General features: G+C 69.0%; 11 protein-coding genes. 5 read left to right on the top strand and 6 right to left on the bottom strand.

The genetic code is table 11. From position 1 onward, the window contains the following. Positions 1–74: 74 nt before the first annotated feature. Positions 75–815, bottom strand: coding sequence for a response regulator (locus tag AB4Z01_RS01400; protein WP_441689736.1), 741 nt, complete (start codon positions 813–815; stop codon positions 75–77). A gap of 264 nt (positions 816–1,079) precedes the next feature. On the opposite strand from AB4Z01_RS01400, the gene AB4Z01_RS01405 reads away from it, so the two are divergent. From AB4Z01_RS01405 to AB4Z01_RS01425, 5 genes are all read left to right on the top strand, one after another. Then, positions 1,080–2,654, top strand: a complete 1,575-nt coding sequence (locus AB4Z01_RS01405; RefSeq protein WP_441689738.1) for a flavin monoamine oxidase family protein — start codon at positions 1,080–1,082, stop codon at positions 2,652–2,654. A gap of 42 nt (positions 2,655–2,696) precedes the next feature. Next, entirely contained in the window at positions 2,697–4,307 is a 1,611-nt protein-coding gene (locus AB4Z01_RS01410) for a flavin monoamine oxidase family protein (protein WP_441689740.1), read from the top strand. 31 nt (positions 4,308–4,338) lie between these two features. Beyond that, positions 4,339–6,129, top strand: coding sequence for a thiamine pyrophosphate-binding protein (locus tag AB4Z01_RS01415; RefSeq protein ID WP_441689742.1), 1,791 nt, complete (start codon positions 4,339–4,341; stop codon positions 6,127–6,129). 41 nt (positions 6,130–6,170) lie between these two features. Beyond that, positions 6,171–7,199 carry a 3-oxoacyl-[acyl-carrier-protein] synthase III C-terminal domain-containing protein gene (locus AB4Z01_RS01420; RefSeq protein WP_441689743.1) on the top strand — a complete coding sequence of 343 codons (1,029 nt, stop codon included), beginning with the start codon at positions 6,171–6,173 and terminating at the stop codon, positions 7,197–7,199. A gap of 281 nt (positions 7,200–7,480) precedes the next feature. Further along, entirely contained in the window at positions 7,481–8,251 is a 771-nt protein-coding gene (locus AB4Z01_RS01425) for a hypothetical protein (protein ID WP_441689745.1), read from the top strand. A gap of 191 nt (positions 8,252–8,442) precedes the next feature. Here AB4Z01_RS01425 and AB4Z01_RS01430 read toward each other — a convergent pair whose 3' ends face one another. The 5 genes from AB4Z01_RS01430 to AB4Z01_RS01450 all read right to left on the bottom strand — a co-directional run bounded on the left by AB4Z01_RS01430 (position 8,443) and on the right by AB4Z01_RS01450 (position 13,863). After that, the gene (locus AB4Z01_RS01430; RefSeq protein ID WP_441689747.1) at positions 8,443–9,276 is read right to left on the bottom strand and encodes a sugar phosphate isomerase/epimerase family protein; all 834 of its coding nucleotides are present in this window, start codon (positions 9,274–9,276) and stop codon (positions 8,443–8,445) included. A gap of 23 nt (positions 9,277–9,299) precedes the next feature. After that, on the bottom strand, positions 9,300–10,322 hold the full coding sequence (locus tag AB4Z01_RS01435; protein ID WP_441689749.1) for an ABC transporter permease: 1,023 nt from the start codon (positions 10,320–10,322) through the stop codon (positions 9,300–9,302). 56 nt (positions 10,323–10,378) lie between these two features. Next, on the bottom strand, positions 10,379–11,908 hold the full coding sequence (locus AB4Z01_RS01440; RefSeq protein ID WP_441689751.1) for a sugar ABC transporter ATP-binding protein: 1,530 nt from the start codon (positions 11,906–11,908) through the stop codon (positions 10,379–10,381). A gap of 60 nt (positions 11,909–11,968) precedes the next feature. Continuing rightward, the gene (locus AB4Z01_RS01445; RefSeq protein ID WP_441689753.1) at positions 11,969–12,883 is read right to left on the bottom strand and encodes a sugar ABC transporter substrate-binding protein; all 915 of its coding nucleotides are present in this window, start codon (positions 12,881–12,883) and stop codon (positions 11,969–11,971) included. Positions 12,884–13,041: 158 nt separating this feature from the next. Beyond that, on the bottom strand, positions 13,042–13,863 hold the full coding sequence (locus tag AB4Z01_RS01450) for a TIM barrel protein (protein WP_441689755.1): 822 nt from the start codon (positions 13,861–13,863) through the stop codon (positions 13,042–13,044). Positions 13,864–13,883 lie beyond the last annotated feature (20 nt).

Consider the following 13,883-nt stretch of genomic DNA (forward strand, 5'->3'; position numbering starts at 1 on the left):
GTTTGGGTCCGTGAGCACCGGAAGCGCTCGAGCCCGCCGTCAAACGGCCGCGCCAGGTGCGTTTGCAGACGGTCTCAGCCCCGCGCGTCGGTGCGGACACCTAGCTTGTAGCCGACCCCGGTCACGGTGACGATCACCGGCGGGCCGCCGGCCGGTGTCTGCAGCTTGCGCCGCAGCCGGGCGACCAGCGCATCGACGGTGCGGTCGCCGACATCGGTGTCGCGGTTGCTGATCACCTCGACCAGGTAGTCGCGGCTGAGCGGCCGGCCATTGGCCTGCACCAGCGCCGCCAGCAGGTCGAACTCGCCGCGCGTCACCCGCACCGGCGTGCCGTCCCGGGTGGTCAGCTCGCGCCGAGTCTGATCCAGCACCCAGGAGTCGAAGGTGACCACGGAATTGTGGTGCCGCACGGCGTCGCGTTCCAGCCCACGGCGGCGCAGCAGCGCCCGCGACCGGGCCAGCAGCTCGCGCAGCTTCACCGGCTTGGTCACATAGTCGTCGCCGGCCAGCTCGAGCCCGACGACGCGGTCGACCTCGCTGTCCTTCTGGGTGACGAAGATGATGCCGACCGCGCTGGTCGACCGGATCTCGCGGGCGAGGTCGAAGCCGTCGCCGTCCGGCAGCTGGATGTCGATGAACAGCAAGTCGGCGGGTGTGCGCTTCATGGCGCGGCGGCATTCCGCGCCGGTGGCCGCTTCCTCCACCTCGAAGCCTTCTTCCGCGAAGTAGCGCGCGATCATGGTGCGCGTGACCGGGTCGTCCTCCACCACGATCAGGCGATCGCGCCGTGCGGCGCCGCCCGTCATGTCCGCCATCCTATTGCTCATCAAAAATCCTGCCCTGCCCCGCGGCCGTTCCTTGTCGAGGCGCGTAGCGGATGAATGCGAACAGCCGTTCATATCTGATTTACATCCCGCGCCGCCCGGCATGCTACCAGAGTCAGTAGGATTCGGCACCCGAACGTGTCGCGGCGGCAGGAAACAGTCGTCGGCCGGAGCAGGATTCGGAAGATTTTTCCTAAAATTTATTGCGACCGGGGTGGATCTGTCGGTCCCCCGGTCGAATCGGCGGAGGCGAACATGTCCGAGCAGCAGAGCCCCTATCCGCATGTCCCGATCGCCGAGATGCTGCAGCGGATCCGGAAGGACAATGCCGGCCACGGCACCAAGCATGTGGTGATCCTGGGCGCCGGCATCGCCGGCCTGGTGGCGGCCTATGAGCTGCAGCAGCTCGGCCACATCGCCACGATCCTCGAGGGCAGCGAGCGCGTCGGCGGCCGCATCCTGACCCACCATTTCAAGGACGGCAGCTACAACGAGCTGGGGGCGATGCGTGTCCCGGGCTCGCACGACTACACCCATTATTACATCGACCGGGCGGGCCTGACCGGCCGGCTGATCCCGTTCGTCAACAGCGTCGACCAGAACTTCCTCGATATCCATGACGTGGTCTGCCGGCTGGGCGAGGACCGCAGCCGGATCTATCCGCGCTACGGCCTGCCGGAGACCCCGCCCTCTCCCGACGGCGCCTATCCGCAGGACCCCGGCGGCGCCATCTTCGGCTGGGTGCTGGCCAACGCCATCGCGCCCCTGACCCCCTTCGAGCAGGACAGCCTGTTCAAGGGCGAGATGACCACCGACCGGCTGCGCACTCTCGACAGCCTGTCGCTCGGCGCCTTCCTCGACACCGTGCTGCCGCAGTCGGTGAAGCAGCTGGTCGGCGCCTATACCAGCCTCGCCGTCTGGTTCGACAAGGCGGTGACGATGTTCATCCGCGACACCATCGTCGGCACCGGCAACAACCTGACCACGCTGCAGGACGGCATGAGCCAGCTGCCCGAAACGCTGGCGGCGATGCTGCGCCCCGGCACCGTGTTGAAGCAGCACGAGGTCACCCGCATCAGCCTGACCTCCGAGACCAGCGTCGAGATCGGCTATGTCGGGCCGGAAGGGCCGCAGATCCTGGCCGCGGACTATGTGCTGTGCACCCTGCCCTTCGGCGTCATGCGCCGGATGCAGCTGGAGGGTTTCAGCTACGGCAAGCGCCTGTCGATCAGCCAGATGGCCTATGCCGCCTCGACCAAGGTCATCCTCGACTGCCGCGAGCGGTTCTGGCAGTCGCGCTACGGCATCTATGGCGGCGCCTCGATCTCGGACGGGCTGCAGCGCCAGACCTACTATCCGATGGACCACCTGCAGGTCGAACGCGGCCCGCTGCCGCCGCGGCCCTGGTCGAACCCGCACACCGGCCCGGCGCATGACGAGCGCACCGGGCCCGCGCCGAACGCCGATGCTTCGATGCCGGGGGCGCTGCTGGGCGCCTATTGCTGGGGCTCGGACGCGCTGCGCCTCGGGTTGATGGAGCCGGCGGCGCAGGTCGAGGCGGTGCGCCGCGGCATCGCCCGATACCACCCGGAGATCCTGGACGACAATCTGGTGGTCGATTCCGCGTCGATCTGCTGGCAGTCGCACAAATGGTCGGCCGGCGCCTTCGCCTTCCTGCTGCCGGGGCAGCTCGGCTCGATCTGGCTCGACGGCAGGAAGCCGGAAGGCCGGGTGTTCTTCGCCGGCGAGCACTGCTCGCTCGACCAGGCCTGGATCCAGGGCTCGCTGATCGCCTCGCTCGAGGCGGTCGACCAGATCGTGAGCATCTGACGTGGCGGCCGCGCAACCATCCTTGCAGACGGAGTGATGATCATGGGCGCAGACATCGGCAGCGTGATCGACTGTGCGATCATCGGCGGCGGCATGGGCGGCGTGTACAGCGCCTGGCGGCTGGCCACCGCGCCGGACTCGAAGATCCCGGCGGCCGGCATCCACCTGTTCGAGATGAGCGACCGGATCGGCGGGCGGCTCGACACCGTCCGCCTGCCCGGCATGCCGCATGTGCCGGCCGAGCTGGGCGGGATGCGGATCATGACCACGCAGCTGCTGGTCATGGGGCTGGTCAAGCATCTGGGCTTCCAGACCGAGCCCTTCCCGATGGGCGGGGCCCAGAACCTGGCCTATTTGCGCAGCCACCGCTTCCAGGTCCATCAGTATACCGACGCCGCGACGGTGCCGTACTGGCTGACCGAGCAGGAGCGCGGCAAGTCGCCGTCGCAGTTGGTGGTGCAGGCGATCGAGACGATCATCCCCGGCGCCACCAAGATGAGCAGTGCGGAGCTGCGCGCCGCCTGCGCCGCTGCCACCCTGAACGGCTTCCCGCTGCGCCAGCACGGCTTCTGGCAGGTGCTGCTGAACCTGCTGAGCGTCGAGGCCTACAACCTCGCCCTCGCCGGCGGCGGCTTCAACACGGTGCTGACCAACTGGAACGCCGCCGAGGCCATCCCCTGGTACATGGAGGATTGGTCGATCCCGCCGGACCAGACCCCGTATGTCCACCTGCCGGAGGGGTACGAGGCCCTGCCCTGGCGCCTGCGCGACCAGTTCGCGGCGGCCGGCGGCCATGTCCATCTGCGGCGGGAGCTGATCGCCTTCAGCCGGCGCGAGGACGGGCTGTACGCCCTGACCATCCATGACCACGGCATCGGCCGTGACCATGTCGTGTTGGCGCGCCGCCTGATCCTGGCGATGCCGCGCCGGTCGCTGGACCGCATCGCCGAGCATCCGCTGGACCGGGCCGGCCCGAGCGAGTTCTTCGCCAAGCCCGGCGTGGCCGAGCTGCTGGCCACCGTCACCGGCCAGGCGCTGTACAAATTCGCCCTGGCCTATCCGCAGCCCTGGTGGCACCAGCTGGGCCTGACCTCGGGCGATTCCGTCACCGACCTGCCGCTGCGCCAGATCTATTATTTCGAGACCGAAGGCGACATGCCCGGCGGCGACCCGCGGAACCACAACTCGCTGCTGGTCGCGGCCTATACCGATGGTATCTCGGTCGATTATTGGGAGGGCGTGCGCGACAGCGGGCCGCCCTTCGAGGGCCGCCACAATCCTTTCGTCACCGGCGCCGAGCCGAAGCTGGGCGACGTCTACCGGATCAGCGCGCTGATGGTGGCCGAGGCGCATCGCCAGCTGAAGGAAGTGCATGGCGTGGCGGAGGCGCCGGAGCCTTATGCCGCCGCCTTCCGCGACTGGGGCGACGACCCCTATGGCGGCGGCTGGCATTCCTGGAACATCGGCGTCGACACCGCGGCGGTGATGCCGCTGATCGTCAAGCCGGTGCTCGACGAGGAGGTCTATATCTGCGGCGAATCCTACTCGACCTATCAGGGCTGGGTCGAAGGCGCGCTGCAGACCGCCGAGATGATGCTGACCAGGCATTTCGGCCTGACCGCCCCGGACTTCAGCCCCGCCTCCGCCGCCTGATCTCCCGTCCCTTGTCCCGAAAGTTCCCGCGATGCTGCAGCAGAGCACGACCTACTACCGCACAGTGACCGACCGGACGGTGTCGCAGCTGCTGCTCGACTATCTGAAGCTCGAGGATGTCCGCTACCTGTTCGGCATCCCCGGCGGCGGCATCATGTATCTGCTGAACGATCTGCGGCTGCGCGAGGACGAGTTCACCTACATCGTCTGCCGGCACGAGACCGGCGCCGCCTACATGGCGGACGGGCTGCACCGCGTCACCGGGGGGCTGGGCGTGGTCCTGGCCACCACCGGCCCGGGCGCGGTCAACGCCCTGACCGGGGTGATGAACGCCCAGGCCGACCACTCCGCCGTCCTGGCCATCACCGGCGAGGTGGCCGAGAGCTATTTCGGCAAGGGCTATCTGCAGCAGGGCGTCGACGGCACGCTGAATGTCGACGCCGTGTACCAGGCCTCGGTGCAGTACAGCGCCATGATCGCCAGCCCGGACGATTTCGCCACCCTGTTCACCCAGGCGCTGCGCGACGCGCTATCGATCCCGTTCCGCGCCTCCCATATCAGCCTGCCGGTCGACGTCTCGAACGAGACGCCCACCAAGCCGGTGGCGTTCCCGGCGAGCTGGCGGAACTACCGCACCGTGCCGCAGGCCAGCGACCGCGCCCGCACCGATCAGGCGCTGGACCTGCTGCTGCGGGCGAAGCGGCCGCTGATCATGCTCGGCAACGGCAACCGGTTCGCGATGCAGGGTGAGCGGCGCGACAGGTTCATCGCCTTCGTCGAGCGCTTCGGCATCCCGGTGATGACCTCGCCCGACGGCAAGGCGCTGTTCCCGGAGACCCACCCGCTGTCGCTGCGCAACACCGGCCTGGCCGGCTGCATCTGGCCCGGCCTGTATCTCGCCGCGGCCGGCGGCGGCCCGGCCTATGACGCATTGATGGTGATGGGGTCGGTGCTGGGCAACCTCGCCACCGGCAACTGGAACACCGCCCTGCTGCCGCAGGGGCCGCTGATCCAGGTCGATGCCGACCAGGCGGTGATCGGCCGCGTCTTCCCGATCGAGCTTGGCATCGTCAGCGAGCTCGGCCAGTTCATCGACGATTTGTGCGAGCTGGCGGCGCGGCGCCAGCCGGACGAGGCGGCGGTGGCGGAGCGCAAGAAATATGTCAGCTGGATCCGGGACAACCACGCGCCGTGGTACGACCCGGAGAAGCGCGAATCCCAGGCCAGCCCGATCCTGCCGCAATCGGCGATGCGGGTGATCAACGAGGTGGTGCCGGCCGGCAGCCACATCTTCATCGACTGCGCCAACTGCGTCGGCTGGACGCTGAACGACCTGGCGATCGACCCGCCGACMCAGCTGCATCTGTCGCTCGACACCGGGCCGCTCGGCTTCGGCACCTGCGCCGTGGTCGGCGGCAAGCTCGGCGCGCCGGACCGGACCTGCATCGCGATCACCGGCGACGGCGCCTTCCTGATGCATGGCAGCGAGGTGTCGACCGCCGCGCGCTACGGCATCGGCGCCGTCTGGATCGTCATGGACAACAACGACCTGGCCATGGTCAGCCAGGGCAACGCGCATTTCTTCCCCCAGCCGCCCGAGCCGTCCTGGACCGACTACTACGAGCTGGGCGCGCCGGACCTGGCGGCCTTCGCCACGGGGCTGGGCGCCACCACCTACACGGTGCGCGACCCCGGGCAGTTGCACGCCGCCCTGACCAAGGCGATCGGCCAGGCCGACCTGTACCGCCGGCCGCAGGTGATCGTGCTGGAGATCGACCGGTCCGAGGTGCCGCCCTACTACCGCACCCCGCCGCAGGCCTGAACATGCCCGTCGCACTCCAGGCTTCGCGGAAGGATTGGTGAATGGTTGACAACACCGCCCGCATCAAGGGCGTCGGCTTCGCGGTGCCGGAGCAGGTCCGCACCAACGATGCGCCGGTCTTCGACTGGATCAAGGCCAACCCGCCGCCGCACACCGACCTGTTCCAGGGCTTCGACCAGCGCCGGATCCTGGCGCCGGGCCAGAGCCTGATCGGGCTGATGGCCGAGGCCGCCGCCGCCGCCCTGGTCGATGCCGGGCTGGGCGCCGGCGACATCGACCTGCTGGTCGGCGCCGCCTCGGTGGCCGACTACATCAGCCCGAACGACCTGGTGGCGCTGCACCAGACGCTGAACCTGCCGCCGCGCTGCCAGGTGCTGCCGCTGGGGACTGAGTTCACCATCTTCAACGACGGGCTGGTCCTGGCCGAGGCGCTGATCCGCACCGGCCGCGGCCTGCGCAACGCGCTGGTCGTCTGCGGCTGCAACTGGAGCCGGCATGTCAGCTATCACGAGGCGACCTGCATCGGCGCCGCCGACGGCGCCGGCGCGGCGGTGATGGCGGTGAGCGACGACGCGCAGCGCTTCGCCCTGGTCGACGTGGTGACCGACACCGACACCGGCTATTTCGGCGCCATGCATATGAGCGCCCGGCCGGCCGGCACGATCGACCCGCCGCCGCCCTATCTGGCCAAGAGCTTCACCACCCCGCTGATGTATATCGGCGACGAGGGGGCCGCGTCGTACGAGGAGTACGGCGCCAAGATCCCGCCGCGGATCGTCGACCGGCTGCTGCGCCGCAACGGGCTGGCGGCCGACGAGATCACGCTGATCGCGCACCAGGCCTCGTCGGTGCTGAGCGGCGCCTGGGCCGAGGCGATCCGGCCGGGCCAGTACCTGTCGACGTTGACCGAATACGCCAACATGACCTCGGCCTCGGTGCCGGTGACGCTGGCGGCGCTCTATTCCGAGATCGCCCGGGACAACCTGGTGCTGCTGACCATCGGCCTGCAGCAGCAGACCTCGGCGGTGCTGCTGCGCCGCCGCTGCGCCCGGGGGCAGGTCGCCGTCTGAGCCCGCGGGGCGGCGCCAGGCCCCGCTTCGGCCTCGACCGAGGCGGCCTTCGATCGATGCGGTCGAAACCGGCTGTCGCTTCCGATGGCCGCCAGTCATTCGCTATCTCGTCCAGTGCGAATGGTGGTTCATACCCCAGTCACAGTGCTGAACATTGCGGCGGCTATACAGAAACATAAGCTGAGCCGTGCAATATTGCGCCAAGTTCCCCGGCGATATCGGCGGAATATTGTCGTATGACTGGAGTGCGCGGGCGGCGGCCGAAAAAATTGGAGGCCTTCATGCACAACAGTATCGCCCCTAAGAGGGAAGCCGCGTCAGACGGGCTGGCCGCGCTGTTCAACTCCATCGAGACCCGCAGCGGCATCGCCGGTGTCTCAAGCCGGGCGATCGGTCCTAACGAAGCGGCGTTCCGCGCCATGCATCTGGATCTCGGCGAGATCTGTGCGGCGCTTCGGGCCGCCGATCTCGACCCCCCTCTGGTCACCGTCTGCGCCGACGTGCTGCGCATCCCGGACCGGCTCGATTGGACCCTGCGCCGGACCGAGCTGGTGATCGCGGCCCGCCGGATCCAGTCCGACGGCTATGCCACCTTCAATCTGGACTACCGCGACAGCACGACGGCCAGCCTGACCGTGTTCACCGATGAGGTGGACGGCCGGTTCCAGGCAATCGCCATGACCGCGCCCGACGGGCCGCAGCCGGCGGCCTTCTTCTTCGACGCCCCCCCTGCAACGGGCGGCACCCGAATCCACCTGCCGCTGCGCCAGCCCGTCGAGACGTCGCTGGGCAGCATGCGGGACCTGCCGCCGCGCGCGATGACGGTCGTCGAGCAGGCGCTTCAGATCGAATGCGCCGTCGCCTCGCTGCTGCGCGAGCAGCGCCCCGACCTGGCCGGGGCGATGATCGGCTGGATCAAATCCTGGTCCGCCGACGTGCCCGGCTTGGCCCGGATCGCGGCGGAACTCGACAAGCTTCTGGCCGCGCAGGCCGGTGCGACCCTGACATCGCTGTCCTCCTGGCAGAAGAACGCCATGGCCGCGACCGGCTGACACCGACGAGTTCGTGATCGGCCCGTCCCTCTCCGCCCAACGAACCGTCATTGCGAGGAGGCAAAGCCGACGAAGCAATCCAGGGACCGGTTCGCACTGGCCCTGGATTGCTTCGCTGCGCTCGCAATGACGACCTTTTATGGGGTTCGCCGGTCTGACACCGTATCGGCCCCTCCGCTCGGTGCGGCCTGCTACCCCCGGGCGGTCTCGGCCCAGAGGTCGCGGGCCAGCCCGGCCAGGGTCAGGGATTCGGCCCAACGGTCGGTGGTGTCGTTGCCGTCACGGCCGGTGATGGCATAGGGCTGCGGCCCCAGCTCGCAGGTGAAGGACAGCGTCGCGTCCGCCGCGGCGCGGCGGCGCCAGCTGCGGAAGCCATGGCCCCACCAGTCGAGGAACAGGTCCACCCAGGGCTTGTGGTGCGGGAAGGAAATCTCGATCTGCACCTGCTCGCGTGAGGCGACGCGGCCGTGGAAGGCCCAGGAATTCTCCAGGATCCGGTGGATCAGGGCGTGGTTCTCGTCCGACACCGGCCAGGCGAATTCCCGCCCGACCAGGAAGTGCGACAGGTCGGCCAGCAGCGGCAGCCCCGGGAACCGGTCGAGCAGGTCGAGGGTGAAGTACAGATCCGTCGTCATCCGGTCGCGATGGGTCTCGATCAGCACCGGAAACTCCACCTGCTCAGCCAGGCGGCGCCAGCCTTCGATCAGCTTCACGCACTCCTCCAGCCGCCGCGGCCGGACATCCGGCTGCAGGTTGATGTGGTGCACCGGGAACTGCGCCGCGATCTCCAGCACCGGCTTCAGCTCGTCGACRGTCTTCGGGAAGCACACGCCTTCGGCGACCATGCCGGAGTGCAGGCCGCCCGCCATGCGGCGGACCAGATCCCGGTCGGTCCAGGGCGTGCTGATGCCGTCGAAGCCGGCCCCGGCGATCATCTCGACATTGGCCTCGACCGTGCGCTCGAACCCGTCGGTGTGGCGCCGCTCCATCGCCCAGAGCGACTGAAGCACCAATAGCCGCTGCATTCCCCTGCCCCCTCCCCTTGCTTTCAGGCCCTGCGACGGCGGCGCTGGCGATACTGGTCCGCGGCCACGGCGGCGATGATGATGCCGCCCTTCACGATGTCCTGGTAGTAGGCGTCGATGCCGAGAAAGGTGAAGCCGCTGGTCATCACCCCCAGGATCACCGTGCCGATCACGGTGCCGGTGATGCGACCGACGCCGCCGGCCAGGCTGGTGCCGCCGATCACCGCCGCGGCGATGGCGTCGAGCTCGTAGCCGGTGCCCATATTGGCCTGGCCGCTGCCGTTGCGCGCCGCCATGACAATGCCGCCCAGACCGGCCAGCAGGCCGGCGATGGTGTAGACGAGCATCAGATGCCGGCCGACATCGATGCCGGAGACCCGAGCCGCCTGCGGGTTGGCGCCGATGGCGTAGGTGAACTTGCCGTAGCGGGTGTAGCGCAGCGCCACGTGGAAGATCAGCGCCACGACCAGGAACAGGATCACCGGCCGGCTGCCCTGGCCGATCCAGGTGAAGGCCGGCAGCAGGCCGGAGACCGGGGCGCCGTCGGTATAGGCACGGGCGGCGCCGCGGGCCGCCACCATCATGCCGAGCGTGGCGATGAAGGGCGGGATGCCGGTCTTGGCGATCAGCGCGCCGTTGACCAGCCCGGCCGCGCCGCCGACCAGCAGGCCCACCGCCAACGGCACCACCACCGGCATGTCGGTCAGGGCCGGGAAGATGACGCGGCTGAAGCTCGAACCCTGGGCGAAGGTCGCCGACACCATGGCGGCCAGCGCCAGCACCGAGCCGGGCGACAGGTCGACGCCGGAGGTGATGATCACCTGGGTCGCGCCGACCGCCAGCAGCCCGACGATCGAGACCTGCAGCACGATGATCAGCAGGCGCTGCGGGTTGACCAGGAAGGACTGGCCGCGGACGTACCAGCCGAGCGCCTCGAACAGCACGCAGATGCCCACCAGGACCAGGAAGATGCTGGCCTCAACCGGCATGCGGAACCGGCGGCGGCTGGGCTCGATCTGGGGTGTGGAGACCTGGGTCGCGCTCATCCTGTCCTCCCCGGCCGGCGCCCGGCCGGCTCTCGTTTGTCTCGCGGGCGGCGGCCTCAGTGCGAGGCCAGCCGCATGATGCTCACCTGGTCGGCCTCGCTGCGGTCGAGAATGCCGGTAACCCGGCCCTGGTGCATGACCATGATCCGGTCGCTCATGCCGAGGATCTCCGGCAGCTCGGACGAGATCATCAGCACTGCGACGCCCTCCTGCGCCAGGGCCGAGATCAGCCGGTAGATCTCCGCCTTGGCGCCGACATCGATGCCGCGCGTCGGCTCGTCCAGGATCAGGATGCGCGGCTTGGTCAGGAGCCAGCGGGCGATCAGCACCTTCTGCTGGTTGCCGCCGGACAGGTTCAGCGCCGGCTCCTGCAGATCCGGCGTCTTGATCCGGAGCGTGGTGCGCCAGGCCTGGCAGGCCTGGGCGATCGCGCCTTGGGCGACGAAGCCGGCCTTGACGTAGCGGTCGCGCAGCACCGCCATCTGCATGTTCTCGAGCACCGGCAGGGCCAGGAACAGCCCGCTCTCCTTGCGGTCCTCGGTCAGGAAGGCCATGCCCGCGGCCATCGCCTGGGCCGGCGACCCGATCCGCACCGCCTCGCCCCGGATCCGGATGGTGCCGGCGTTGGCCGGGGTGACGCCGAACAGCGCCTCGGCCACATTGGTGCGGCCGGAGCCGACCAGGCCGGCGACGCCGAGGATCTCGCCGGCCCGCAGCTCGAAGCCGATATCGGCGAAGACGCCGTCGAGGCCGAGGCCTTCGACTGAGAGCACGGGGGCGCCGATCTCGGCCTGCAGCTTCGGATACATCTGGCCGAGCTCGCGCCCCACCATCATCCGGATGATGGCTTCGCGGTCGAGCTCGGCGGCGGGGCCGGAGCCGATGAAGCGGCCGTCGCGGAACACCGAGACCTCGTCGGCGACCGCCGCCAGCTCGCTCATCTTGTGGGTGATGTAGACGATGCCTTTGCCGGCCGCCTTCAGCGTGCGGATGATGGCGAACAGGTGGTCGACCTCGCGCTCGGTCAGGGCCGAGGTCGGCTCGTCCATGATCAGGACGTCGGAGTTGTAGGACACGGCCTTGGCGATCTCGACCATCTGCCGGCTGGCGATGGTCAGGCTGCGCACCTCCGCCTCCGGGTCGATGTCGATGGCGAGCTGGGCGAACAGCGCCGCCGTGCGCCGCCGCATCGCGCCGTGGTCGATCAGGCCGAAGCGGTTCTTCGGCTCGCGCCGGATCCAGATGTTCTCCGCCACCGTCATGAACGGCATCAGGTTCAGCTCCTGATGGATCATGGCGATGCCGGCCTCCAGCGCCGCCAGCGGCGTCGGCAGCACGACCGGCCGGCCCTTGAGCCGGATCTCGCCGGCATCCGGCGCGTAGATGCCGGCGATGATCTTCATCAGCGTCGACTTGCCGGCGCCGTTCTCGCCCATCAGCGCGTGCACGGTGCCGGGGCGCAGCCGGAACGACACGTCGTCGAGGGCGACGACGCCCGGGAACGCCTTGCGCACATTCGCCACCTCCAGCAGGCAGTCGGCGGGCGAAGGGTCGGGCCGGCGCAGGGCGGTGACGGCGGCAGTCATGGCGGACGCCTTTCCCCCGGGGGCGCGGGCGCCCCCGGACCTCGGTCGAGGATCGCGGATTTACTGCGAGAACTTCTTCATGGTGTCCGGCGTCACCAGCTCGAACGGGATCCACTGCCAGGAATCCATCTTCTCGCCCGCCGCCAGCTTCAGCGCCGCCTCGACCGCGCCACGGCCCTGGCCGCGGGCGTTCTGGAACACGGTGACGTCGAGATTGCCCTTCTCCATCTCGGCCAGCGCGTCCGGCGTCGCGTCGACACCGCCGATCAGATAGGGCTTCGGATCCTTGCCGGCCTGCTGCATGGCCAGGATGGCGCCGACCGCCATCTCGTCATTGTTGGCGGCGACGATGGTGAAGTCGGTGCCCGCGGTCAGCCAGTTGGTCATCAGGTCGATGGCCTCGTTGCGCTGGAAGTTCGCGGTCTGCTTCTCGATGATCTTCATGTCGGGATATTTGGCGACGACGTCCTCGACATCCTTGGTGCGCAGCTGCGCCGCATTGGTCGCCAGCTCGCCGACCATGACCACGACATTGCCCTTGTGCCCGGCCAGCCGCGCCAGCTCCTCCATCTCCAGCGTGCCGGACTGAAGCTCGTCCGAGCCGACGAAGACCACCCCGGCGGGCAGGGTGTCGCCGGCCGGCTTGCGGTTGACGAAGACCAGCGGGATCTTGGCCTCCACCGTCAGCTGCGACATCTGCGGCGTCGCCGAGGTGTCGACCGGGTTGACGATGATGGCGTCGACGCCGGAGGCGATGAAGTTCTGGATCTGGCTGGTCTGGTTGCCGATGTCGCCCTTGGCGTCCTCGAACTGGATCTCGGCGCCCTTCGCCTTGGCCTCCTCGGTCATCGCGTTGCGCAGGATGGTCAGGAAGTTGTCGTCGAAATGGGCCATCGACACGCCGATCTTGGTCGCGGCCTCAGCGGGCAGCGACAGCAGAGCGGCGGCGGCGAAGGCGATCAGGGTTCTCTTCATCAGGCGTCCTCCCATGGTTCGTCCGGTTCGTGCCGGGTTCTGTGTCCGGTGACGCTAGACCGCGCCGCCGGACAGCTCAATCAGCCCATGATAGAATCTATCAAATTCCCTCACAGACTCGCGGATTTCACTGAGAGATCTCTATCATTCGGAGGCTTTCACGCCAGCGCCGCGGCCAGATGGTCGATGCTGGCCCGCAGCGCGCCGGCGATGTCGGGATCGGCATGGACGCCGGCGGCGAAGGGCTCGAAGGAGACGGGGCCGCGATAGCCGCCGGCACGCAGTGCCCGGATCTGGCCCAGATTGCCGATCAGGTCGGCCGGGCCGACCAGCACGCGATGCGCGTCGCGCAACGCCGCCAGCGGCACCGCGCGGTCCTCCACCCCCGAGATGTGGACCAGCCCGGTGCGTTCGGGAAACAGGTCCGGCTCTCCCGCCAGGTGATGGTGAAAGGTGTCGTGCACCAGCCGGAACCGGTCGCCGAGGCCGAGTTCGTCGATTGCCGCCACGGCCTCGCGCTTGGAGCGGAGCGAACAGATCTCGAAGCCGAGCGGCTCGACCAGGCCGAGGATGCCGGCCCCGGCCAGGATCGGCGCCAGGCCCGACAGGGCCCGGCGCAGCCCGGCGCGGCGCTCCTCCGGCGGCGTCTGCCAGCCGGCATCGTTGACCGGCACCAGCACCAGCGCCCGGGCGCCGCAGCGTCCGGCATAGTCGGCGAGCGCCCGCGCCTCCTCGGCCCGCGCCTCGGTCCAGTCGTTGAAGCGCTGCAGCGCGTTGATCGACAGGATGGTCAGGTCGCATTGCGCCGCCAGCCGCGCCACCGCCTCCGCCGCCAGGCCGCCGGCGACCATGCCGTCGCCGAGATCGTTGCGGATCTCGACGCCGCGGCAGCCGAGGCCGGCGGCGAGGTCGAAGAACCGCGGCACATCCAGGGCCGGCGCCACCATGTGGTTCAGCGCCACGACGACATCCGTTTCCATCCCGTCACCACTTTGATTGT

The organism is Inquilinus sp. YAF38 (assembly GCF_052113205.1).
Lineage (GTDB): Bacteria > Pseudomonadota > Alphaproteobacteria > DSM-16000 > Inquilinaceae > Inquilinus.